Genomic DNA, 23,745 nt, shown 5'->3' with positions numbered 1-23,745 from the left:
GCGCGCCGCGATGCGGCGCACGCTCTGAGGACGACCGGAGCCCGCCGACACCGACCCCTCGGGGTGGTGACCGGCGGGCTCCGGGGCGATCCTGGCCGTCCTACGACGGCCGGGGGATCAGAGGGACTTGCCGACGAGCTGCGAGAGCTCGACGAGGCGGTTGGAGAAGCCCCACTCGTTGTCGTACCAGGCGAAGATCTTCACGAGGTTGCCGTTGACCTTGGTCAGCTGCGCGTCGAAGATCGAGGAGTGCGGGTCGCCCTCGATGTCCTTGGAGACGATCGGGTCCTCGGTGTAGCGCAGAACACCCTTGAGCGGGCCCTCGGCGGCCTTCTTCACCGCAGCGTTGACCTCCTCGACGGAGACCTCGCGGGAGGCCTCGAAGGTGAGATCGGTGATGGAGCCGGTGGGGACCGGCACGCGCAGCGAGTAGCCGTCGAGCTTGCCCTTGAGCTCCGGGAGCACCAGCGCCACGGCCTTGGCCGCACCGGTGGTGGTGGGGACGATGTTCAGCGCGGCGGCGCGTGCACGACGCGGGTCCTTGTGGGGGCCGTCCTGGAGCACCTGGTCCGAGGTGTAGGCGTGGATCGTGGTCATCAGGCCCTTGACGATCCCGAACTCGTCGTTCAGCACCTTCGCCACCGGCGCGAGGCTGTTGGTGGTGCAGGAGGCGTTGGAGATGATGTGGTGGTTCGCGGGGTCGTAGTCGCCCTCGTTCACACCGATCACGAACGTGGCGTCCTCGTTCTTCGCCGGAGCGGAGACGATGACCTTCTTGGCGCCGGCCTCGATGTGGGCCTTGGCCTTCTCGGCGTCGGTGAAGATGCCGGTGGACTCGATGACGACGTCCGCGCCGATCTCGCCCCAGGGGATGTTCTTCGGATCGCGCTCGGCGTACGCCTTGAAGGTGTTCTCGCCGACGGTGAGGGACTCGTCGTCGTAGGAGACGTCGTAGGGCAGGACCCCGCCGATCGAGTCGTACTTGATGAGGTTCGCGAGCGTGGCGTTGTCGGTGAGGTCATTCACACCGACGATCTGGATGTCAGCCTTCTGCTCGAGTGCTGCGCGCAGAAAGTTGCGGCCGATGCGACCGAATCCGTTGATTCCGACCTTGATGGTCACGGTTTCCTCCTAGATTCACAGGGGATCTGCGAAATATGGACTTGGCGCGCACGCCCTCGTACGCTCGGACGGCGCCGGATGTGACCGACGACCGTGATGATCCTATCAACGACCGGGATCAGGTGACGGAGGCAGTTGGTCCTCGTCCACTCCGTGGTCGGTCCCGGGCATGCCGAGCTCCTCGGCGCGTTTGTCCGCGGTGGCGAGCAGACGCCGGATCCGGCCGGCCACGGCGTCCTTGGTGAGCGGCGGATCCGCGAGCCGGCCGAGCTCCTCGAGGCTCGCCTGACGGTGCTCGAGGCGCAGCTGCCCTGCGGCCTGCAGATGCTCGGGCACGTCGTCGCCGAGGATCTCCAGGGCCCGCTGGACGCGCTGGCCGGCGGCCACCGCGGCGCGGGCGGAGCGGCGCAGGTTCGCGTCGTCGAAGTTCGCCAGCCGGTGCGCAGTCGCCTTGACCTCGCGCTTGGTGCGGCGCTCCTCCCAGCTCCTGACGGTCTCGTGCGCGCCCATGCGGGTCAGCAGCAGCGAGATCGCATCGCCGTCGCGCAGCACCACACGATCGGTGCCGCGGGCCTCGCGCGCCTTCGAGGCGACGCCGAGCCGGCGGGCGGCGCCCACCATCGCGAGAGCCACCTCGGGGCCCGGGCACGACAGCTCGAGCGCCGAGGAGCGGCCCGGCTCGGTGAGCATGCCGCGGGCGAGGAAAGCCCCGCGCCAGGCGGCCTCCGCGTCGACGGTCGCACCGCCCACCACGAACGGCGGCATCCCGCGCACCGGGCGTCCGCGGGCATCGAGCAGACCCGTCTGGCGGGCGAGCATCCCGCCCTCGCGGTCCACCCGCACGATGTAGCGGGTGGTCCGGCGGATCCCGGAGGGCGCGAGGATCGCCAGATCCGCGCGGTGCCCGTACATGTCGGCGATGATCGCGTGGAGCCTGCGCGCCACGGCCGGGGAGTCCAGCTCCGCCTCGACCACCACGCGTCCGGCCACCAGGTGCAGTCCGCCCGCGAAACGGAGCATCGCGGCGGCCTCGGCCTTGCGTGCAGAGGGCCGGCTCACCTCGAGGCGGCAGAGCTCCTCCTTCGCCTCACCCGTCAGAGCCATGCGAGTCCTCCTCCGCGGGAGCGTCCGTTCCCGACGTCGTGTGCTGGGTGCGCCCCTGCCGGGCATGGGCGGGTTCGACGTCGCCGTAGGCGTCGTCGAAGAGATCACGGTACGCGGCCGCGAGCCGGACCGGGTCGTGGTGCGGTGTACCGTCGCCCACGCTCACCTGGCGCAGCAGGGTGCGGATGCCCCTCGCCTGCGCCGCCTCGGACAGCTCGAGGGCGTCCTCGAGGGTGGTCGGATCGGCCAGCAGGGCATCGAACTGGCAGTCCGGGGACCGTTCCATGAGCACCTCGAGCATGTCCAGGCTGGTCATACCCTCCGCCTCCTGCGCACCGACCGAGAGGTTCGTGGTGATGCAGCGCCGGGCGGGGCTGGTGCGGATCGCCTCGGCGATCTCGGGGATCATCAGGTGCGGCAGCACCGAGGTGTACCAGGAGCCGGGCCCCACGATGATCCAGTCGGCCTGCATCAGCGCATCGATCACGTCCTGCGGGACCTCGGGCCGCTCCGGGATCAGGCGCACGCTCTCGACCCGCCCCTCGGAGGTCGCCACCTGCCACTGGCCCGAGATGGTGCGGCTGCGCCCATCGGCGCTGCGCACCTGGGCCTCGATGTCCAGCGGCTCCAGGGCCATCGGCAGCACCCGGCCCCGCGCGCCCAGCAGCTCGGCCATCTGGTCGAGACCCTCGATGGGGTCCTCGAGGATCTGCCAGAGCGCCACGATCAGCAGATTGCCCAGAGCGTGGCCGTCCAGCTCGCCCTCGGTCGCGAAGCGATGCTGGATCACATCCCCCCAGATCGATCCCCAGTCGGAGTCCTCGCACAGCGCCGCGAGCGCCATGCGCAGATCCCCGGGCGGCAGGACGGGCATCTCGGTGCGGATCCGGCCGGAGGAGCCGCCGTTGTCGGCGACCGTGACCACGGCGGTGATGTCGTCGGTGAGCAAGCGCAGCGCGCGCAGGTTGGCGGCCAGGCCGTGCCCGCCGCCGAGCGCGACCACGCGCAGCGGCCGCTGGGGGTCGTCGCGCCGCCCTCGCCGGGCGCGGGCTGAGAGGTCGACGCCGCGCAGACGGCGGCCTCGGGAGCGGGGCGCGATGCTCATTCGCGCCCCAGGTCCCGGTGGCGGATCCGCACCGGGTGACCGATGCGGCGCAGCTCGTCACCGATCTTCTCGGCGATCGCGACAGAGCGGTGCTTGCCGCCCGTGCAACCGATCGCGAGGGTCGTGAAGTGCTTGTTCTCGGCGCTGTAGCCGCGCAGCGCGGGGGCGATCATCTCGAGGTAGCGGTCCACGAACTCGCCGGCGTTGGCGTCGCCGAGCACGAAGTCGGCCACCTCGGTGTCGGTGCCGCGCTTGGGCTTCAACTCCGGGACCCAGTACGGGTTGGGGATGAAGCGCACGTCGCTGACGTGATCGGCCTCGAGCGGGATTCCGTACTTGAAGCCGAAGGAGAGCATCGTGACGGTCAGCCGCTGCTCGTCGTGCGTGCCGAAGACGCTGCGCATCTTCATCGTCAGCTGGTGGACGTTCAGCGGAGAGGTGTCGATGACCAGGTCCGCCATCCGCCGGTAGGGGGCGAGCATCTCGCGCTCGCGGCGGATGCCCTCGAGCACGCCCTCCTCCCCCTGCAGCGGGTGGGGGCGGCGCACCGAGTCGAAGCGGCGCACGAGGGTCGGTTCGTCGGCGGTGAGGAACAGCAGCCGCAGCCGGATGTCGGAGCGGCGCAGCTCCGCGACCACGTCGGAGAGCTCGTTGAAGAAGGGGCCGGAGCGGGGATCGACCACCACGGCGAAGCGGTTCTCCCGGCCCACGGCCGAGGCGCGCAGCTCATAAAGCGTCGAGATGAGCTGCGGGGCGATGTTGTAGACGACGTACCAGCCCATGTCCTCCAGGGCATGGGCGGCGGTCTCGCGCCCGGCACCGGCGAGGCCGGTGATGATCACGATGTCGCCCCTGCTGTCAGCGCGGGGCGGTGAGGGCTCCTCGGTCACGAGCGCTCCTTCCGGGTCGGCGGGATGGGGTCGCAGCAGTCCGCTCAGCGGTCGAGGATCTCGCCGGTCGCCATGTCCACGGTGACGGCGAGCTCGTCGTCCTCGAGGACGGTCTGCGTCGTATCCCCCTGGTCGGATCGTAGCGCGGCGGCGATCTGCGCGGCCAATGCGGGCCCGATCCCCTCGACCTCGACCAGCTCCTCCTCGGAGGCCTCGCGGATCGCCCGCACGGTCACGAAGCGGTCCAGCAGGGCGCGGCGGCGCGCCGGCCCGAGCCCAGGGATCCCGTCCAGTGCGCTGGACTGCATGGCGCGCCCGCGCTTGGAACGGTGATAGCTGATCGCGAAGCGGTGCGCCTCGTCCCGCAGGCGCTGCACCAAAAACAGCGCCTCGCTGGTGCGGGGCAGGATCACCGGGTAGTCGTCCCCCGGCAGCCAGATCTCCTCGAGCCGCTTGGCGATCCCCGCCAGGGCGATATCGGTGATACCGAGATCGTCCATGGCGCGCTGCGCGGCGGCGACCTGGGGCGGGCCGCCGTCGACCAGGATCAGCGAGGGCGGATAGGCGAAGCGGCGCCTGTCCTCGTCGCTCTTCTCGGGCGGATCGAGGTGGTGCTTGAGCCGGCGCGAGATGACGTCGTGCATCGAGGCGGTGTCATCGCGCGCGGCCGCGCCGCTGACGGAGTAGCGGCGGTACTCGCTCTTCTTGGGCAGCCCGTCCTCGAACACCACCTGGGAGCCCACCACGTTGGTGCCGTGGGAGTGGGAGATGTCGAAGCATTCGATCCGCAGCGGGGGCTCGGCGAGGTCGAGCGCCTCGCCGAGGTCCTCGAGCGCCTTGGTGCGGGCGGTGAGATCACCGGTGCGCTTGAGGCGGTGCAGGCGCAGCGCCTCGGTGGCGTTGTCCCCCACCGTGCGCAGCAGGTCCTTCTTCTCGCCGCGCTGGGGCACCCGCAGGTCCACACGCCGGCCCATCAGCTCCTGGAGCTGCGCCCGGTTCGTGGGCATCACCGGCACCAGCACCTCCTTGGGCGCATCGCCCTCGGAGTACAGGGTGGCCAGAGCGCGCTCGATGAGGTCCGGGGCGGTGCTGTCGTCGAGGATCTCGGCGGTCCAGCCGCGTTGACCACGGATCCGCCCGCCGCGCACGTGGAAGACCTGCACGGACGCCTCGAGCTGATCCTGGGCGAGACCGATGAGGTCGGCGTCGGTGGCGTCGGAGAGCACCACCGAGTTCTTCTCCATCACCTTCTCGAGGGCCTTGAGGTCATCACGCAGGCTCGCGGCCCGCTCGTAGTCCATCGCGGCGGCGGCGTCCTTCATCTGCCGTTCGATGCGGCGGGTGTAGGTCGAGGTGTTGCCGGCCATGAAGTCGGAGAACTGCTCGGCGAGGCGCCGGTGCTCGTCCTCGGAGATGTCCCCCACGCAGGGCGCGGCGCACTTGCCGATGAAGCCCAGCAGGCAGGGTCGGCCGGAGCGCTCGGCGCGCCGGTAGACCCCGGCGGTGCAGGAGCGGATCGGGAACACCCGCAGCATCAGATCGAGGGTCTCGCGGATCGCGCCCACCTGGGGATAGGGCCCGAAGACCCGGTCCCCCTTGGGGCGGGGCCGACGGGTGATGTGCACCCGCGGCACGGCCTCCCCCATGGTGATCGCCAGGTAGGGGTAGGACTTGTCGTCGCGGAACTTGACGTTGAACCGCGGATCGAACTCCTTGATCCAGGTGTACTCGAGGATCAGCGCCTCGACCTCGGTGCTGACCACCGTCCACTCCACCCCGGCGGCGGTGGTGACCATCCGCCGGGTGCGCTCGTGCAGCGCGGTGAGGTCCTGGAAGTAGTTGGACAGACGCTGGCGGAGGTTCTTCGCCTTGCCCACGTAGATGACGCGGCCATGCTCGTCCCGGAACCGGTACACCCCCGGGGTGGTGGGGATGCTGCCGGTCGCGGGACGGTAGGTGGTGGGGTCGGCCATCAGGTGATCTCCCTCAGCGCGTCCGGACGCGTCCCGACCGTCCGCTGGCGAGCATCGGGGCGAGGAAGTGCCCGGTGTAGGAGCCGGGGGTCTCGGCGACCTGCTCGGGGGTGCCGGTGGCGACGATCCTGCCGCCTCCGGAGCCGCCCTCGGGGCCCAGGTCGATGACGTGGTCGGCGGTCTTGATGACGTCGAGGTTGTGCTCGATGACGATCACCGAGTTGCCCTTGTCCACGAGGCCGCCGAGCACCTCGAGCAGCTTGCGGACGTCCTCGAAGTGCAGGCCCGTGGTGGGCTCGTCGAGCACGTAGATGGTGCGGCCGTTGGAGCGCTTGTGCAGCTCGGAGGAGAGCTTGACGCGCTGGGCCTCGCCGCCGGAGAGGGTGGTCGCGCTCTGGCCGAGCTTGACGTAGCCCAGTCCCACATCCACGAGGGTCTGCATCTGGCGGCGGATCGCGGGGACCGCATCGAAGAACTCGAGCGCCTCGGCGATCGGCATGGCGAGCACCTCGGCGACGTTCTTGTCCTTGAACTTCACCTCGAGGGTCTCGCGGTTGTAGCGCTGGCCCTTGCAGACCTCGCACTGGACGTAGACGTCGGGCAGGAAGTTCATCTCGATCTTCAGCGTGCCGTCGCCCGAGCAGGCCTCGCAGCGGCCGCCCTTGACGTTGAAGGAGAAGCGCCCGGCGGTGTAGCCGCGGATCTTCGCCTCGTTGGTCTGCGCGAACAGGGTGCGCACGCGGTCCCAGACACCGGTGTAGGTGGCGGGGTTCGAGCGCGGGGTGCGGCCGATCGGTGACTGGTCGACGTGGACCACCTTGTCGAGGTGCTCGAGGCCGGTGACGCGCTTGTGCCGCCCGGGCACGAGGCGGGCGCGGTTGAGCTCCTTCGCGAGCACCGTGTAGAGGATGTCGTTGACCAGGGAGGACTTCCCCGACCCGGACACCCCGGTGACCGCGGTGAGCACGCCCAGCGGGAAGGAGACGTCCTGCCCGGTGAGGTTGTTGGCTCGCGGGCCGACGACCTTCAGCATCCGCTGGCGGTCGATCGGACGGCGCTGCGTCGGCAGCGGGATCTCGAGCTCGCCGGAGAGGTAGCGGCCGGTGAGGCTGCCGGGTTCCCGCTTGAGGCCCTCGACGTCGCCGGAGTACACCACGCGCCCGCCGTGCTCGCCGGCCAGCGGGCCGATGTCCACCACCCAGTCGGCGGCGTTGAGGGTGTCCTCGTCGTGCTCGACCACGATCAGGGTGTTGCCGAGGTCCCGCAGCCGCTCGAGCGTGCCGATCAGGCGCTCGTTGTCCCGCTGGTGCAGACCGATCGAGGGCTCGTCCAGGACGTACAGCACGCCCACCAGGCCGGAGCCGATCTGCGTGGCGAGGCGGATGCGCTGCGCCTCACCGCCGGACAGCGTGCCCGCGGCGCGCGCGAGGGTGAGGTAGTCCAGTCCCACGTCGAGCAGGAAGCCGAGGCGGGAGCGGATCTCGCGCAGCACCTCGTCGGCGATCGCGGCCTCGCGCACACCCAGTTCGAGACCCTGATGGAACTCGAGCGCCTCGCCCAGGGACATCTCGCACACCTCGGCGATGGAGCGCCCGCCGACGGTCACGGCCAGCACCTCGGGGCGCAGCCGGGCGCCCTTGCAGCTGGGGCAGGGGACCTCACGCATGAACTGCTCGTATCGATCCTTGGCCCAGTCCGACTCGGTGTCGCCGTGGCGGCGCTCGAGGAAGTGCATCACGCCCTCGAAGCCGGTGGAGTAGGTGCGCTCGCGCCCGAAGCGGTTGCGGTACTTGACGTGGACCTTGTGGTCCTTGCCGTGCAGCAGCGCCTCCTTCGCGCGCTCGGGCAGGGCCCGCCACGGCGTGTCCATCGAGAAGCTGAGCTCCTGGGCCAGTCCCGCCATCACCTCGAGGTGACGGTCGGAGTGCCCCATCGCCCACGGGGCGATCGCGCCCTCGGAGAGGGTGAGCTCCTCGTCGGGGACCACGAGCTCGGGATCGACCTCGAGGCGCTGTCCCAGGCCCGTGCACTCGGGGCATGCGCCGTAGGGGGCGTTGAACGAGAAGGTGCGCGGCTCGATGTCATCGATGGCGAGAGGGTGGTCGTTGGGGCAGGCCCGCTTCTCGGAGAACCGACGGATACGGCCGGGATCGTCCTGGTCGAGATCCACGAAGTCGACCACCACGATGCCCTCGGCGAGCCGCAGCGCGGTCTCCACGGAGTCGGTCAGGCGGCGGCGCGAGTCCGGCTTGGCCGCGAGGCGGTCCACGACCACCTCGATGGTGTGCTTGAACTTCTTGTCGAGGGTGATCTCCTCGTCCAGGCGCCGGTTCTCGCCGTCGATGCGGGCGCGGGCGTAGCCCTGGGAGCGCAGCGAGCTCAGCAGGTCCGCGTGCTCGCCCTTGCGGCCCTGCACCACCGGCGCGAGCAGCTGGAAGCGGGTGCCGGCGGGCTCGTCGAGCAGGGTGTCCACGATCTGCTCGGCCGAGGAGGACGAGACCTTCTCGCCGCACACCGGGCAGTGCTGCTCACCGGTGCGCGAGAACAGCAGGCGCAGGTAATCGTAGATCTCGGTGATGGTGCCGACGGTCGAGCGCGGGTTGCGGTTGGTCGACTTCTGATCGATCGACACCGCCGGGGAGAGACCCTCGATGAGATCGACCGAGGGCTTGTCCATCTGCCCCAGGAACTGACGGGCGTAGGCGGAGAGCGATTCGACGTACCGACGCTGCCCCTCGGCGAAGATCGTGTCGAACGCCAGGGAGCTCTTCCCGGACCCGGACAGGCCCGAGAACACCACCAGCTTGTCGCGGGGGATGTCGATGTCGATGTTCTTGAGGTTGTGCTCGCGCGCACCGCGGACGACGAGAGAATCAGTCACCGGGCCATCTTAGGGGCGGGACCCCACCTTCGAACAGTTGTTCGGAGGAGAGGTGGGCGACATACTGTCCCCATGGCTGATCACGAGTACACCGGACACGTCGACCCCGGAGGCGAGCCCGTGACGCGGGACCTCCGCACACTGCAGATCCGCAAGATCTCCGTGGGCCCGATGGACAACAACTCCTATCTGCTGACCTGCCGGTCCACCGGTGCGCAGCTGCTGATCGACGCCGCGGCGGATGCCGACGCGCTGCGCCGCATGATCGCCGCGGGCTCCGAGCACAACGCGCTGGACCTCATCGTCACCACGCACAGCCACCACGATCACGTGGGCGCGCTCGCGGAGATGATCAGCGCCACCGGTGCCCGCACCGCCGCCGGCGCCGCCGACGCGAAGGACATCGCCGAACCGATCGATGAGCCCCTCGCGCACGGCGACGTGCTCGAGTTCGGCGAGCAGCGGGTGGAGATCATCCACCTGCGCGGCCACACCCCCGGCTCGGTCGCGGTGCTCTGGCGCGGCGGCGACGAGGGCGACCACCTGTTCACCGGCGACTCCCTGTTCCCCGGCGGGGTGGGCAACACGCAGCAGGACCCCCAGCGCTTCGCCCAGCTGATCGACGATGTCGAACAGCGGATCTTCGACCGGCTCGGGGACGAGACCTGGGTCTACCCCGGGCACGGGGACGACACCACCCTCGGTGCGGAGCGCGGCTCGCTGCCGGCCTGGCGCGAGCGGGGCTGGTGACCGCACCCGGCCCCTCCGCGACGCCGCCCGCCTGGTGCGTCCTCGGCCACGGCGAGGGAGGGCGCACCCGCCTGACGTCCCTCGGGCCGGACGGGGCCGTGCTCGGGCAGGACGAGGCCGATCCGGCCGCCCTCCCCGCGCTCGTCGGCCGCTGGGAGGCCGAGCACTCCCCGCGCTGGGTGTGGAGCGATGCGGCCTCCTGGTATCCCGGCCTGCTGGCGGCGGGCGTGACTCTCGAACGCTGCCACGACCTGCGACTGATCCACCGCATCCTGGCCCACTCCGAGCTGGTGCGCGATGCCGGAGCGCTGCGGGCGGCGAGCGACTGGGACACGCCCCTGGAGCCGCGGGAGCCCGAGCGCGATGCCGGAGCGACGCTGTTCGATCTCGATGCAGCTGCCCGGCGCCCCGGCGCCGTGCCCTCCGACCATGCTGAGACACTCGCCGAGCTGGCCCGCCAGCGCACCGCGATCGACGCCGCCCACGATCCTGCGCGGCTGCGCCTGCTGGTGGCGGCGGAGTCGGCCGGGGCGCTGATCGCCGCGGAGCTGCAGAGGGCCGGGATCCCGTGGGATGTCGCCGAGCATGACCGGATCCTCACCGCGGCGCTCGGGCCGCGACCCTCCCCCGGCACCCCTCCCGCGCTCATGGTCGAGGCGGCCGCCGAGGTGCGCACCGCCCTCGACGACCCGCTGGTGCCGCTCGACTCCCACCCCCGGCTGCTGCGAGCCCTGCACCGGGCGGGTATCGAAGTCAGCTCCACCTCGCAGTGGGAGCTGCAAGGTCACGACCACCCGGCGATCGCCCCGCTGCTGCGGTACAAGAAGATGTCCCGCCTGCTCACCGCCAACGGCTGGACCTGGCTGGACGAATGGGTGCACGAGGGCCGCTACCGGCCCGTCTATGTGCCCGGCGGGGTGGTCACCGGGCGCTGGGCCAGCAGCGGCGGCGGGGCGCTGCAGATCCCCCGGCAGCTGCGGCCTGCCCTGCGTGCCGATCCGGGCTGGCGGCTGGTCAGCGCCGACGTGTCCCAGCTCGAGCCGCGCGTGCTCGCGGCGATGTCCGCGGATCCGGCGATGATCGCCGCGGGGGCCGGCAAAGACCTCTACTCGGGGATCGTCGAGGCGGGCATCGTCGCCACGCGTCAGGAGGCGAAGATCGGGGTGCTCGGGGCACTGTACGGTGGCACCACCGGGGACAGCGGGCGCGTGGTGCCGCGGCTGCGCCGGACTTTCCCGGCCGCGATGGCGCTCGTGGACGGCGCGGCCGCGACCGGGGAACGCGGCGGAACGGTCACCACCTGGCTGGGCCGCTCCTCCCCCGCCGTCGAGGAGTCGTGGACGGCGGCGCAGCGCAGCGCGAACCAGCCTGAGGCCTCGGCCGGTCAGCAGGAGGCCGCCCGGCGCTCCGCGCGGGATCGCGGCCGCTTCACCAGGAACTTCGTGGTGCAGGGCACCGCGGCGGAGTGGGCGCTGTCGTGGATGGCGGCGCTGCGGCTGCGGCTCGCCCGCTTCACGCCGGTGCCGGTGGAGCATGCGGCAGGCCCCTCCGGGCCGGTCTTCTCCCGCCGTGCGCACCTCGCCTTCTTCCTGCACGACGAGGTGATCGTGCATGCCCCGGCGGGTCAGGCAGAGGCCGCGGCCGCCGCGATCCGCGAGTCCGCGCAGGCGGCGGGGCGGCTGCTGTTCCCGGGCAGTCCGATCGACTTCCCGCTCGATCTGGAGATCAGCGAGCGCTCGGCGCAGAAGTGAGCTGTGCGGCCTCGGCGGTGAGCTCCGCGGCCAGGGACGCGGTCCGGGTCGCGCCGACCAGCTCGGTCATCGACCGGTCGAACCATTCCTCCCACACCTGGTCGAGCATCGCGGCGTCGATGGCGCCGTCGCGGCGGAGGATCACGGCGATCATCTCCGCCTCCCGCAGGAACGCGTCACCGGGGGCTCCCCCACAGTGCCCGGGCTCGAGACGCATCGGATCGGCCTCGGACAGCGTGGCGAGGACGCGCTCCTCGAGCGTCCGCTGAGCCTCCCGCGCCTCGCGCCGTTCCTCGGCGATGCCCATCGCGAGCGAGAGCGCACCGGAGGCGAGGGCCATCGCCAGCCGCGGGGCGGGCACGCCGCGGCGGTGCAGGAACTCTTCGATGCCTCTGTCCATCCACAGGCTGAGGACGCTCGAGCCGGCGATGATGCCGCCGACTGCGAGCGGCAGCGTGGCGTGCACGGCGGGAGACCTGCTGCGGGAGGAGGAGGCGGCGAAGGATGCGGCTCCGTCGCTGTCCAGGGGCTGGGAGTCGTGGCGGCGCAATGCGATGAGCATGGCTCCTGCCCCGAGGGCGGCGGGCAGCACGATATAGCCGGTCTTCACGGCGCGCGGCAACCGGTGCAGGGGGATCATCCCGAGGCCGGTCGCCATGACGGTGCCCGTGGTGAGAGAGATGATCCGTTGCTGCGGGGTGCGGGACAAGAGCGTCCTCCTCGGCGTGGGGTGCGATGCATGGTGGCGCAGCGGTGCGGGACGTGTCGACGGTATCGAGCCGGATGGTCCTGCATGCACCGACGATCGTCGGCTCTGCGTCATCCCTGCGGGTGGATCGCCGTTCGCCGGGAGGGCCGGGACTGGGGCAGTATGTGCGGATGCGTCTGTGGTCACTGCACCCCCGCCATCTCGACCGCCAGGGCCTCACGGGGTGCTGGCGGGAAGCGCTGCTGGCTCAGGCGGTGCTCGCGGGGCGCACCCGGGGCTATCGCAGCCATCCGCAGCTGGAACGTTTCCGTGCGCAGAGCGATCCGCTCGCCGCCGTCGGCGCCTATCTCGACGCCGTGGCCGTCGAGGCCACGGCGCGTGGATACCGCTTCGACCGCGCTCGTATCGATCGCGCGCCGCACGTGGATGCGCCTTCGAAGAGGATCCCGGTCACCGACGGGCAGCTCGCCCTGGAGTGGCGGCAGCTGCTGGCCAAGCTCGAGGTTCGCAGCCCCGACCTCCACCACCGGCTGCGGCAGCAGCCCGGACCGGAGCCGCATCCGCTGTTCACCGTCGTGCCGGGACCCGTCGAGCCGTGGGAGCGAGAACCCGCCTGAGACGGGCTCAGCGCCCGATCGAGAGGATGCCCCGCGAGGTGGTCGGGCTCTCGAGCTCGATAATCGGAAGGATTCTTCCGCTCCCTGGTGGACTACGAGTTCGTCCCCACGGATGCTCCGACGATCAGGCCGGGCGGAGGGCTGCCGCCGTTCTTCGCCGGGCTCCTCCCCGAGGGGCGCCGCCTGGCCGTGCTGCGCCGTGAGGTGGAGACCGCGGCGGACGACGAGCCGACGCTTCTGCTCGCGGTGGGCGCCGATGCGCCGGGAGACGCTCTACCTGCAGTTCCTCTTCGCATGGCTCACCGGCAACGGCGACCTGCACGCGAAGAACGTCTCGATCCTCGGCCCCTCGCAGGGGCGATGGACCGTCGCTCCTGTCTACGGCGTCCCCTGCACCGCCGTTCATCAGGACTTCTCCACCGCTTTGACGATCGATGGCCGTACGACGAGGATCCGACGGCGTCACCGGGAAGCCTTCGCCGCCTCGATCGGACTGCCGAAGGCCGCTGCACGGCGAACTGCGGGAGCTCGGCCATCGTCGCACGGAGCTCGAGGGGTGAGACTGCGTGTCGTGTCCTGAGCGCGTCAGGAGCGCTGCACGGCCCGCAGCTCCTTCTTGAGCTCCTGCACCTCGTCACGCAGCCGGGCTGCGACCTCGAAGTTCAGGGTCTCGGCGGCCTGGTGCATCTGCTGGGTCATCTCATCGATCATGCCGGTGAGCGCGCCCACCGGATCGTCCCCGAGGTCCACGCTGCGCCCCTTCACGGCCTCCACCGCGTTCGCGCGCGCCCGATCCCGCGCCACCTTCTCCTTGCCGGAGCGGTACTCGGTGGCCATCAGGGTCTCGGTGTCGATGTCCTCGCGCGCGAGCATGTCCGTGACGTCCGCGATCCGCTTGCGCAGCGGGGTCGGGTCGATGCCGTGCTCGGTGTTGTACGCGATCTGCTTCTCGCGGCGACGGTTCGTCTCCTCGATCGCGGACTCCATCGACTCGGTGATCCGGTCGGCGTACATGTGCACCTGACCGGAGACGTTGCGGGCCGCACGGCCGATGGTCTGGATGAGCGAGGTGCGCGAGCGCAGGAAGCCCTCCTTGTCCGCGTCGAGGATCGCCACCAGCGAGACCTCCGGCAGGTCCAGGCCCTCACGCAGCAGGTTGATGCCCACCAGCACGTCGAACTCGCCGACGCGCAGGGACCGCAGCAGCTCCACGCGGCGCAGGGTGTCCACATCCGAGTGGAGGTACTGGACCCGCACCCCGTTCTCGAGCAGGAAGTCGGTGAGGTCCTCCGCCATGCGCTTGGTGAGGGTGGTGACCAGCACGCGCTCGTCCCGCTGGACCCGCTTCTCGATCTCCTCGCGCAGATCGTCGATCTGGCCCTTGACGGGCTTGACGATCACCTCGGGATCCACCAGGCCCGTCGGGCGGATGATCTGCTCGACGTAGCCGTCGGACTTCCCGAGCTCGTACTCGGCCGGGGTGGCGGAGAGGTAGACCGTCTGCCCGGTGCGCTCGGTGAACTCGGAGAAGGTCAGGGGGCGGTTGTCGAGCGCCGAGGGCAGGCGGAAGCCGAAGTCCACCAGGGTGCGCTTGCGGGAGCGGTCCCCCTCGTACATCGCGCCGATCTGCGGGACGGTCACGTGGGACTCGTCAATCACCAGCAGGAAGTCCTCGGGGAAGTAGTCCATGAGGGTGTTCGGGGCGGTGCCCGGCGCACGGCCGTCGAGGTGGCGGGAGTAGTTCTCCACCCCGTTGGTCGAGCCCATCTGGCGCAGCATCTCGAGATCGTGGGTGGTGCGCATGCGCAGGCGCTGCGCCTCGAGCAGTTTGTTCTGCGATTCGAGCTCCTCGAGCCGCTCGGCGAGCTCCACCTCGATGGTGCCGATCGCCCGGGACAGGCGCTCGGGACCGGCCACGTAGTGGGAGGCCGGGAAGATGTGGATGTGCTCCTCCTGCCGGATCACCTCGCCGGTCATCGGGTGGAGGGTGTAGAGCGCATCGATCTCGTCGCCGAAGAACTCGATGCGGATCGCGAGCTCCTCGTACATCGGGATGATCTCGACGGTGTCACCGCGCACGCGGAAGGTGCCGCGCTCGAAGGCGACGTCGTTGCGGTCGTACTGCATGTCCACGAAGCGGGTGAGCAGCTCGTCGCGGTCCAGCTCCTGGCCCACGCTGAGCTGCACCATCCGATCCACGTACTCCTGCGGCGTGCCCAGGCCGTAGATGCAGGAGACCGAGGAGACCACCACCACGTCGCGCCGGGTCAGCAACGAGTTCGTGGCGCTGTGCCGCAGCCGCTCCACCTCCGCGTTGATCGAGGAGTCCTTCTCGATGTAGGTGTCCGACTGCGGGACATAGGCCTCGGGCTGGTAGTAGTCGTAATAGGAGACGAAGTACTCCACCGCGTTGTTCGGCAGCAGCTCGCGGAACTCGCTCGCGAGCTGCGCGGCGAGGGTCTTGTTGTGCGCCATGATCAGGGTGGGGCGCTGCACCTGCTCGATCAGCCAGGCGGTAGTGGCCGACTTGCCGGTGCCGGTCGCACCCAGGAGCACCACGTCCTGCTCGCCGTCGTTGATGCGACGGGCGAGATCGGCGATCGCCTCGGGCTGATCGCCGGAGGGCGAATACTCCGAGACGACCTCGAAGGGATGTTCGGCGCGGACCAGATCGGTGACGGGACGCATGGGTCGAGCCTACGACCCGGCGCCGACGGACGACACGCCCGCGGGGGCCATCAGCGCAGGGCGGAATCCGCGCAGCCCTCGAGCACCACGTCCAGGGCGTGCAGGGCACGCGCGACGAGGGTGGGGCGGTCTGCGGTGTTGAGCACCAGGCGGTCCGCGCGCCGGATGCGTTCGAGGTCGCTGACCTGCACGGCCATGATGGACTCGACGTACTGGCGGTCCCTGCCGCGGTCCCTGATCACCCGTCCGATGCGGTCCTCGCGACGGGCCAGGACCGCGATGACCGCTCGGTAGTCGGCCTCGTGCCCCTTCTCGAGCAGCAGCGGGCTGTCGTGGATCACGAGCCTCTCCCCCGTATCCCGCGCCTCCTGCTCCTCGCGCGCGACTGCCTGGTCCACGCGCCCCAGCACGATCCGCTCCAGATCCGCACGCGCCGCAGGATCGGCGAACACCAGGCGCGCTATCGCGGCCCGATCGATCGTGCCGCCCTCGGTGCGGAAGCCCTCCCCGAACCGGGCGATCGCCTCCTCGACCCCGTCGCCGGGGACGTCGAGCACGGCCCGGGAGTGGGCGTCGAGGTCGATCACCCGGTGCCCGGCCTCCCGCCAGATCGAGGCGACGGTGGACTTGCCGGAGCCGATGCCGCCGGTCAGCCCGAGGCGGAGCGGAGCGATGTGCGCAGCCATGCTCCGATGGTAGGGCCGTAAGAGCCGTCACGGGGCGGTTCCCGCAGGTGACGCGCGGGACGTACGGTGCTGGGGTGGACCCTCTCGAGCTGCTGATCACGAACGACGTGCTGCGCATCATGGACCTGCTGGGCGTGTTCGTGATGGGCGTCGCGGCGGGCGCTCTCGCCTCCCGCCTGAACTTCGACGCGGTGGGCTTCGGGTTCATCGGCATCGCCGCGGGACTGGGCGGGGGCATCGTCCGCGACCTGATCCTGGACTACGGCACGCCCGCGGCCTTCGCCGGGCCCGCCTACCTCGCCTGCGCGCTGGGCGGTGCAGCGTTCTCCTTCCTCATATCGACCGACGGGCCCTGGTGGCGCCGTCTGGTCACGGTGCTGGACATCGCGGCGATGGGGCTGTGGGCGGCGACCGGCACGGCGAAGTCCCTCGGCTACGGCCTGGACGTGCTGCCGGCGGTCCTGCTGGGGATCACCAGCGCCGTGGGCGGCGGCGTGATCCGCGACGTGCTGGTGGGGCGGATACCGGCGATCTTCGGCGGAGGCCCGCTGTACGCGACCGGCGCGCTGGTCACGGCGGTGCTGACCTGGCTGGTGGTCGCGCTCGGCCTGCCGTCCCCGCTGGTGCTGGTCGCGGTCGCCGTCGGCTCCCTGCTGGCCGGCATCGCGGCCTGGCGCCGGTGGACCCTGCCGGCGCACAGCGAGTGGCAGGTGACGATGTCCGCGGCGCAGCTGAAGCGTTTGGTGCGCCGCACCCGCAAGGACGAGCGGGTGCGCGTCGCGCTCGAGACTGGGACGATCCCGGTGATCGATGCGAGCACCGACGACCTCGCCGAGGACGCCCTGGCCGATGACCTCGATGCGGCCGGCTACGAGGAGCGGATCTTCCACGAGACCGATCCCTCGCATCTGCCCGGGACCGTCGAGCACGAGCGCGAGGGTGAGAGCGGATCCGGCACGGACGGCGGCGAGGGCGGCGGCTCGCCGCGCTGAGCGCTGCTCAGGGACGCAGCAGCTCGAGCATCTGCGCGACGTCGTCGGCCTCGAGCTGGCCGGGCGCGGAGCCCTCGCCGGCTGTCGCGAAGGTCGCCGCGCTGCCGAAGGTCTCGGCCGCGACCCGGCTGCTCGCGCCGAGGGTGCCCATGCTGATCGCGATGTGCGGCCCGCGGAGCTCCTCGGCCACCGTCAGGCTCGCCGACAGCAGGGTGAGCACGTCCCGCGGGGTGCGCGGAGTGACCGCGACCTTGGGGACGTCGGCCCCGAGCCGGCGCTGCTCGCGCAGGATCTGGACCAGGGTCTCCTCCGAGGGGGTTGCCTCCATGTCATGGAAGGAGCCGATCACCACGGTGCCGTGTCGGTGCGCGGAGGAGATCACCCGCTCGACCATGCCCGCATCGCGTGCGGTCTCGATGTCGATCAGGTCCACGGCGGCCTGCGTCCCGGCACGGCGCCCGCCGAGCAGGCTTTCGAGCAGGATGCCCAGGTCACGGTCCGTGATCGGCCGGGATCCGCCCTCATGGGAGGTTCGGAAGGTCACCAGCAGCCCGCGATCGGGGCCCAGCGCCCCACGCAGCGCGGGCAGCGCGGCGAGCACGGCCTCGCGGTGATCGAGCGGGTCCTCGAGGTCGGGCCGGAAGCGGTCCAGCCGCCACTCCATGATCCGTGCCCGGGTGGCGACCGCCTTCTGGGCCTGCGCGAGCAGTTCGTCCAGGTCGCTGCCGACCAGCGGCACGATGATCTCCGGGCGCGCACGGCCCAGCTCGATGCCGCGCACCGTGGCGGTGCGCCGGCGCACGTCGGTCTCCCGGTCGCCGTGCTCGAGCACGGTGTTCTCCCGTGCGGCGTTCTCCGGTGCGGTGTTCTCGTCGGCGGGATGCTCAGGGGTGGTCTCGTGATCCATCTCGATCCTCACTCCTCGGTGATCGCGTCGTAGGCGGACAGCAGCAGGGCGGGGTCCGGGCCCTCGATCCTGGACACGCTACCGATGCGGTCCAGGACCACGAAGCGCAGCAGGCCCGCGCGGGTCTTCTTGTCCCGCTTCATCGAGTCCTCGAGCTTGGGCCACTGGCGGTCGCGGTAGGTGGTGGGCAGACCGAGGGAGGTGAGGATCGCGCGGTGACGATCCACCTCCGCCTCGGAGAGCTTGCCGGACAGGTGCGAGAGCTCGGCCGCGAACATCATCCCGACGCTCACCGCGGCGCCGTGGCGCCACTGGTAGCGCTCGTTGCGCTCGATCGCGTGGGCGAGGGTGTGGCCGTAGTTGAGGATCTCTCGATTGCCCTGCTCGGTGAGGTCCTCGGAGACCACCGCAGCCTTGACCCGGATCTTCCGCTCGACCAGCTCGCGAAAGGCGTCGGAGGTGACATCGAGCGCCGCGGCGGGATCCTCCTCGATGATCTCCAGGATCCGCTCGTCGACGATGAAGCCGCCCTTGACGACCTCTGCCATCCCGGCCGCGACATCGTTCGCGCCCAGGCCGCCGAGCACGTCGAGGTCGGCGAGCACGGCGACCGGCGGGTGGAAGGCGCCGACGAGGTTCTTGCCCTCGGAGGTGTTGATGCCTGTCTTGCCGCCCACGGCCGCATCGACCATCGCCGCGACCGTCGTGGGGATCTGCAGCACGTCCACCCCGCGCAGCCAGGAGGCGGCGACGAAGCCGGCCAGATCGGTGGCGGCGCCGCCGCCCAGACCGATCACCAGATCGGTGCGGCCGATCTCGGCCTGACCGCACACTCCCCACAGGAACCCGGCGACCTGGGCGGTCTTCGCCTCCTCGCCGTCGGGGATCTCCGCGGCGAAGGCCTTGCGGCCGGTCTGCCCGATCGACTCCTGGAGCTGCTCGGCGACCTGGCGCAGGCTCGGCTGGTGGATGATCACCACGCGCCGGGCACGCTCGGGCAGCAGCGTGGGCACCTGGGCGAGCAGCCCACGGCCGACGTGGACGTCGTAGCCTCCGGTCGGGGTGGTCACGGGGATCACGGTGGTGCTCATGCGGTCTCCTTGTCGGGGTCGGTCCGCTGATCCAGCTGCAGCGTCCGGATGATGGTGCGGGCCACGTGCGCAGCGCTGCCGCGGCCCGAGTCGATGCGGAAGGCGGCCAGCTCGCGATAGCGGGGGCCGCGCTCCTGGGCGATCTGGCGCCAGCGCGCCATCGGGTCCTCGCCCTCGAGCATCGGGCGGCCGACGCCATGGGAGAGCCGCCGCTCGGCGACACGCTCTGCCACCTCGAGCAGCACGACGGGCCGTCCCCGCAGCCGCTCGGGGGCGAGCGGGTGCATCGGCGCCCCTCCCCCGAGAGAGAGCACGCCGTGGTGCTCGCGCAGCGCGCGCTCGAGAGTCTCCGCCTCGAGCGCGCGGAAGGCGGGCTCTCCTTCGGCGGCGAACAGCTCGGGGATGCTGCGCCCGTCGGCCTGGACGATCAGGGCGTCGAGGTCGGCGAACTCGACGTCGAGCTGGGCGGCGAGGGAGCGTCCCACGCTGGTCTTGCCCGCGGCCATCGGGCCGATCAGGATCGCCAGGGGCCCCGTCACTGTGCGCTGTCCGGTCGGCGGTCGGTCAGTGCCGACTGCAGAGCGTTCGTCCCCTCCAGGTGGGCGCGGATCTCGGCGACGGAGTCCCCGCCGGTCTTCTCCAGCAGCGCGTCGGCCAGGGTCAGGGCCACCACCGCCTCGGCGATCACCGCGGCCGGGGCCACGGCGCAGGTGTCCGAGCGCTGGTGGTTGGCGGTGGTCTGCTCGCCGGTGGAGACGTCGACCGTGCGCAGCGCGCGCGGGACGGTCGAGATCGGCTTGAGCGCGCCGCGCACCCGGATGATCTGCCCGTTGGTGATGCCGCCCTCGAGGCCGCCGGCCCGGTTGGTGACGCGCGGGAAGGTGTCCCCCTCGGCGGCGTCGGCAGCGAGGATCTCGTCATGGGCCTCGGAGCCGCGGCGCCCGGCGGTGGCGAACCCGTCACCGATCTCGACGCCCTTCATCGCCTGGATGGACATGATCGCCTGAGCGAGGCGTCCGTCCAGCCGACGGTCCCACTGGATGTGGGAGCCCAAGCCCACCGGTGCACCGTAGGCGAGCACCTCGACCACGCCGCCGAGGGTGTCGCCGTCAGCCTTGGCCGCATCGACCTCGGCGACCATCGCCTCGGAGGTGCCCCGATGGAAGCAGCGCAGCGGATCCGCGTCCAGCGCCTCGAGGTCCTCGGGGGTGGGCAGCTCGGCGTCCTCGGGGACGCGCACCGAGCCCACCTGCAGGGTATGGGAGACCAGGCGGATGCCTGCGGCCTGCTCGAGCAGGGCCGCCGCGACCCGGCCCGCGACCACGCGGGCGGCGGTCTCGCGGGCGCTCGCGCGCTCGAGCACGGGGCGGGCCTCGTCGAAGCCGTACTTCAGCATCCCGGAGAGGTCCGCGTGACCGGGCCGAGGCCGGGACAGCGGGCGGTTGCGGGCGATCTCGCGCTCATCACCGGTGCCGGCGTCGATGAGCAAGTCCTCGCGCGGGACCGGGTCCGCGCTCATCACCTTCTCCCACTTGGGCCACTCGGAGTTGGCGACCTCGATCGCCAGGGGCGAGCCGAGGGTGCGGCCGTGGCGGAGGCCGCCGTGGATGGTCAGCACATCCTGCTCGAACTTCTGGCGGCTGCCGCGACCGTGCCCGAGGCGACGGCGCGCGAGCGCGTCCTTCAGATCGTCACTGGTCAGCTCGATCCCGGCGGGGACGCCGTCGAGCAGGGAGATGAGGGAGGGGCCGTGGGATTCCCCGGCCGTGAGCCAGCGCAACATGGCCGTCATTCTCTCATGTCGCCCCGTGGTGCAGGACGCCTGTCCAGGCGCCGCCCCGGAGGATCAGTCCTCGTCGAGCTCGACGGACTCGAGCGGGGTGAGGCGTGCCACCAGCGGCACCACATCCGCGATCCCGTCCAGCACCACGGTGGGGCGGTACGGGTACAGCCTGATCTCCTCCTCGCGGGTGGAGCCGGAGAGCACCAGCACCGAGCGCATGCCCGCCTCGAGGCCGGACTTCACGTCGGTGTCCATGCGGTCCCCGATCATGATCGAGGTCTCCGAGTGCGCGCCGATGCGGTTCAGGGCCGTGCGCATCATCAGCGGGTTGGGCTTGCCGATGTAGTAGGGCTGGATCCCGGTCGCGGCGGTGATCATCGCGGCCACCGAACCGGTCGCCGGCAGCGGCCCCTCGGCGCTGGGGCCGGTGACGTCAGGGTTGGTGGCGATGAACTTCGCGCCGTTCTTGATCAGCCGGATCGCGCGGGTGATCGCCTCGAAGGAGTAGGTGCGGGTCTCCCCCAGCACCACGAACTCGACGTCCGAGTCGGCGAGGATGAAGCCCTCCTCGTGCATGGCGCTGGTCAGACCCGCCTCACCGATCACGTAGGCCGCGGAGCCGGGCGCCTGCTCGGCGAGGAACCGAGCGGTGGCCAGGGCGCTGGTCCAGATCGCGTCCTCGGGGATGTCGATGCCGCTGCGGGCGAGCCGCGCCCGCAGGTCCCGGGGAGTGAAGATCGAGTTGTTGGTCAGCACCAGGAACGGGCGGCCGTACTGCTGCAGGGCGGCGATGAAGTCGGCGGCGCCGGGCAGCGCGGCATCCTCATGGACGAGCACGCCGTCCATGTCGGTGAGCCAGGAGTGGATCGGATGAGTCTCGAGCGCATCGGTCATGGCACCAGTCTGCCGTACCCGCTGGGCATACGACGACGGGCGCCACCCGAAGGTGACGCCCGTCGTCCCGGTGCGCCGATCCGAGGATCAGCGACCGATCAGTTGCCGGTGAGCTTGGCGCGCAGGGCGGCCAGGGCCTCGTCGGAGGCCAGGGTGCCCTCGTCCGAGGTGCTCGACTGGTAGGAGGCCTGCGCGGCCGGGGCCGCGGAGTCCGAGGAGCTGGTGGACGCGGCGGCCGGAGCGTTCGCGGACTCCTCGTCGGCCTTGATGGCCTCGGCGACCTGGGCCTTGTGGGCGGTCCAGCGCTCGTAGGCGGCCGCGTACTGGCCCTCCCACTCCTCGCGCTGGGCGTCGAAGCCCTCGAGCCACTCGTTGGTCTCCGGGTCGAAGCCCTCGGGGTACTTGTACTCGCCGTTGGCGTCGTACTCCGCGGCCATGCCGTACAGAGCCGGATCGAAGGTCGAGTCATCGCCCTCGGGATCCACGCCCTCGTTGGCCTGCTTGAGGGACAGCGAGATGCGGCGACGCTCGAGGTCGATGTCGATGACCTTGACGAAGACGTCCTGGTCCACGGTGACGACCTGCTCGGGCAGATCCACGTGGCGCTGAGCCAGCTCGGAGATGTGCACCAGGCCCTCGATGCCGTCCTCGACGCGCACGAAGGCGCCGAAGGGGACCAGCTTGGTGACCTTGCCCGGGACGACTTCGCCGATGGCGTGGGTGCGGGCGAAGAGCTGCCACGGGTCCTCCTGGGTCGCCTTCAGCGACAGGGAGACGCGCTCGCGATCCATGTCCACGTCGAGCACCTCGACGGAGACCTTCTGACCGACCTCGACGACCTCGGACGGGTGGTCGATGTGCTTCCAGGACAGCTCGGAGACGTGCACCAGGCCGTCGACGCCGCCGAGATCGACGAAGGCGCCGAAGTTGACGATCGAGGACACAGCGCCCTCGCGGACCTGGCCCTTCTGCAGGGTCTGCAGGAAGTCGGAGCGGACCGCGGACTGGGTCTCCTCCAGGTAGGCGCGACGCGAGAGGACCACGTTGTTGCGGTTCTTGTCGAGCTCGATGATCTTCGCCTCGATCTCCTGGCCGACGTACGGCTGCAGGTCGCGGACGCGACGCATCTCGACGAGGGAGGCGGGGAGGAAGCCGCGCAGGCCGATGTCGACGATGAGGCCGCCCTTGACGACCTCGATGACGCGGCCGGTGACGACGCCCTCGTCTTCCTTGATCTGCTCGATGGTGCCCCAAGCGCGCTCGTACTGCGCACGCTTCTTGGACAGGATCAGGCGGCCTTCCTTGTCCTCCTTCTGGAGGACCAGGGCCTCGATCTCGTCGCCGACCTCGACGACCTCACCGGGGTCGACGTCGTGCTTGATGGACAGCTCGCGCGAGGGGATGACGCCCTCGGTCTTGTAGCCGATGTCCAGGAGGACCTCGTCGTGATCGACCTTCACCACGGTGCCTTCGACGATGTCGCCATCGTTGAAGTACTTGATGGTGGCATCGATGGCGGCCATGAGATCGTCGGCGCCGCCGATGTCGTTGATGGCGATCTGGGGGGTCGTGGTGTCGGTCATGTAGGTAAGGACTCCGTCGGGACAGGAAATGAGTAGGATCGATGGACGTGCTGACCCTCCGGGGAGGGCCAGTCCGTGCCCGTTCCACCACGGCGTGGGATCACGCCGGTGCGAGAGCTCGCGCACAGACCTTCGAAAGCCTAACAGCCCCGGCGTGCGAGCGCGAGGGTGCGCAGCCCGCCGGCGCGGGCCGCGGGTGTGAGATCCGTCCTGGTCGCC

20 protein-coding genes and 1 pseudogene are annotated in these 23,745 nt (G+C 70.7%); 6 read left to right on the top strand and 15 right to left on the bottom strand.

The features are described 5' to 3' along the window. Positions 1-117: 117 nt before the first annotated feature. The 6 genes from gap to uvrA all read right to left on the bottom strand — a co-directional run bounded on the left by gap (position 118) and on the right by uvrA (position 9,075). A complete protein-coding gene (gene gap / locus BN4251_RS10840) occupies positions 118-1,122 on the bottom strand; it encodes a type I glyceraldehyde-3-phosphate dehydrogenase (RefSeq protein ID WP_087485128.1) in 1,005 nt (334 codons plus the stop codon). 105 nt (positions 1,123-1,227) lie between these two features. Next, the gene (gene whiA / locus BN4251_RS10835; RefSeq protein WP_087485127.1) at positions 1,228-2,226 is read right to left on the bottom strand and encodes a DNA-binding protein WhiA; all 999 of its coding nucleotides are present in this window, start codon (positions 2,224-2,226) and stop codon (positions 1,228-1,230) included. Then, complete coding sequence (locus BN4251_RS10830) at positions 2,210-3,331, bottom strand: gluconeogenesis factor YvcK family protein (protein WP_087485126.1); 1,122 nt, start codon at positions 3,329-3,331, stop codon at positions 2,210-2,212. The genes whiA and BN4251_RS10830 overlap by 17 nt, the downstream gene beginning before the upstream one ends. Continuing rightward, the gene (rapZ, locus tag BN4251_RS10825; protein WP_087485125.1) at positions 3,328-4,221 is read right to left on the bottom strand and encodes an RNase adapter RapZ; all 894 of its coding nucleotides are present in this window, start codon (positions 4,219-4,221) and stop codon (positions 3,328-3,330) included. The genes BN4251_RS10830 and rapZ overlap by 4 nt, the downstream gene beginning before the upstream one ends. Positions 4,222-4,265: 44 nt before the next feature. Further along, entirely contained in the window at positions 4,266-6,194 is a 1,929-nt protein-coding gene (uvrC, locus tag BN4251_RS10820; RefSeq protein WP_087485124.1) for an excinuclease ABC subunit UvrC, read from the bottom strand. Positions 6,195-6,207: 13 nt separating this feature from the next. After that, entirely contained in the window at positions 6,208-9,075 is a 2,868-nt protein-coding gene (uvrA, locus tag BN4251_RS10815; RefSeq protein ID WP_087485123.1) for an excinuclease ABC subunit UvrA, read from the bottom strand. 72 nt (positions 9,076-9,147) lie between these two features. On the opposite strand from uvrA, the gene BN4251_RS10810 reads away from it, so the two are divergent. Further along, a complete protein-coding gene (locus tag BN4251_RS10810) occupies positions 9,148-9,825 on the top strand; it encodes an MBL fold metallo-hydrolase (RefSeq protein WP_087485122.1) in 678 nt (225 codons plus the stop codon). Beyond that, positions 9,822-11,576 carry a bifunctional 3'-5' exonuclease/DNA polymerase gene (locus BN4251_RS10805; protein ID WP_170931941.1) on the top strand — a complete coding sequence of 585 codons (1,755 nt, stop codon included), beginning with the start codon at positions 9,822-9,824 and terminating at the stop codon, positions 11,574-11,576. Before BN4251_RS10810 ends, BN4251_RS10805 begins: the two co-directional genes overlap by 4 nt. Here BN4251_RS10805 and BN4251_RS10800 read toward each other — a convergent pair. Continuing rightward, positions 11,551-12,285, bottom strand: a complete 735-nt coding sequence (locus tag BN4251_RS10800; protein WP_170931940.1) for a hypothetical protein — start codon at positions 12,283-12,285, stop codon at positions 11,551-11,553. The genes BN4251_RS10805 and BN4251_RS10800 overlap by 26 nt on opposite strands. Positions 12,286-12,455: 170 nt before the next feature. On the opposite strand from BN4251_RS10800, the gene BN4251_RS10795 reads away from it, so the two are divergent. From BN4251_RS10795 to BN4251_RS10785, 3 genes and pseudogenes are all read left to right on the top strand, one after another. Next, the gene (locus tag BN4251_RS10795) at positions 12,456-12,902 is read left to right on the top strand and encodes a pyrimidine dimer DNA glycosylase/endonuclease V (protein ID WP_087485120.1); all 447 of its coding nucleotides are present in this window, start codon (positions 12,456-12,458) and stop codon (positions 12,900-12,902) included. A gap of 87 nt (positions 12,903-12,989) precedes the next feature. After that, positions 12,990-13,157, top strand: a pseudogene (locus BN4251_RS18990) (HipA N-terminal domain-containing protein); the annotation flags it as partial. Between the two features lies 1 nt (position 13,158). Next, the gene (locus tag BN4251_RS10785; protein ID WP_087485119.1) at positions 13,159-13,482 is read left to right on the top strand and encodes a HipA domain-containing protein; all 324 of its coding nucleotides are present in this window, start codon (positions 13,159-13,161) and stop codon (positions 13,480-13,482) included. 5 nt (positions 13,483-13,487) lie between these two features. On the opposite strand, the gene uvrB is transcribed toward BN4251_RS10785, so the two are convergent. Next, positions 13,488-15,590, bottom strand: coding sequence for an excinuclease ABC subunit UvrB (gene uvrB / locus BN4251_RS10780; RefSeq protein ID WP_087485118.1), 2,103 nt, complete (start codon positions 15,588-15,590; stop codon positions 13,488-13,490). 50 nt (positions 15,591-15,640) lie between these two features. Further along, on the bottom strand, positions 15,641-16,276 hold the full coding sequence (gene coaE / locus BN4251_RS10775) for a dephospho-CoA kinase (protein WP_087485117.1): 636 nt from the start codon (positions 16,274-16,276) through the stop codon (positions 15,641-15,643). A gap of 74 nt (positions 16,277-16,350) precedes the next feature. Here coaE and BN4251_RS10770 point away from each other — a divergent pair, with 74 nt between their 5' ends. Further along, a complete protein-coding gene (locus tag BN4251_RS10770; RefSeq protein ID WP_170931939.1) occupies positions 16,351-17,268 on the top strand; it encodes a trimeric intracellular cation channel family protein in 918 nt (305 codons plus the stop codon). Between the two features lie 7 nt (positions 17,269-17,275). Here the strand turns inward: BN4251_RS10770 and aroD are convergent, their stop codons facing one another. The 6 genes from aroD to rpsA form a co-directional block, all read right to left on the bottom strand. Further along, positions 17,276-18,175, bottom strand: coding sequence for a type I 3-dehydroquinate dehydratase (gene aroD / locus BN4251_RS10765; RefSeq protein WP_170931938.1), 900 nt, complete (start codon positions 18,173-18,175; stop codon positions 17,276-17,278). Between the two features lie 8 nt (positions 18,176-18,183). Beyond that, positions 18,184-19,266, bottom strand: a complete 1,083-nt coding sequence (gene aroB / locus BN4251_RS10760; protein WP_087485115.1) for a 3-dehydroquinate synthase — start codon at positions 19,264-19,266, stop codon at positions 18,184-18,186. Further along, positions 19,263-19,805: a shikimate kinase gene (locus tag BN4251_RS10755; RefSeq protein ID WP_087485114.1), complete on the bottom strand. Its 543-nt coding sequence runs from the start codon at positions 19,803-19,805 to the stop codon at positions 19,263-19,265. Before BN4251_RS10755 ends, aroB begins: the two co-directional genes overlap by 4 nt. Continuing rightward, a complete protein-coding gene (gene aroC, locus BN4251_RS10750; RefSeq protein ID WP_087485113.1) occupies positions 19,802-21,049 on the bottom strand; it encodes a chorismate synthase in 1,248 nt (415 codons plus the stop codon). The genes BN4251_RS10755 and aroC overlap by 4 nt, the downstream gene beginning before the upstream one ends. A 63-nt stretch (positions 21,050-21,112) precedes the next feature. Beyond that, positions 21,113-21,943 (bottom strand): HAD-IIA family hydrolase, encoded by an 831-nt coding sequence (locus tag BN4251_RS10745; protein ID WP_087485112.1) that lies wholly within the window; start codon positions 21,941-21,943, stop codon positions 21,113-21,115. A 98-nt stretch (positions 21,944-22,041) separates the two neighbouring features. Beyond that, positions 22,042-23,526: a 30S ribosomal protein S1 gene (gene rpsA / locus BN4251_RS10740; RefSeq protein WP_087485111.1), complete on the bottom strand. Its 1,485-nt coding sequence runs from the start codon at positions 23,524-23,526 to the stop codon at positions 22,042-22,044. Positions 23,527-23,745: the final 219 nt, after the last annotated feature.

The organism is Brachybacterium massiliense, from assembly GCF_900184245.1.
GTDB classification, from domain to species: Bacteria; Actinomycetota; Actinomycetes; order Actinomycetales; family Dermabacteraceae; genus Brachybacterium; species Brachybacterium massiliense.
Note: the sequence above shows the minus strand (reverse complement) of the source record. Positions and strands in the feature narration are given on the sequence as shown.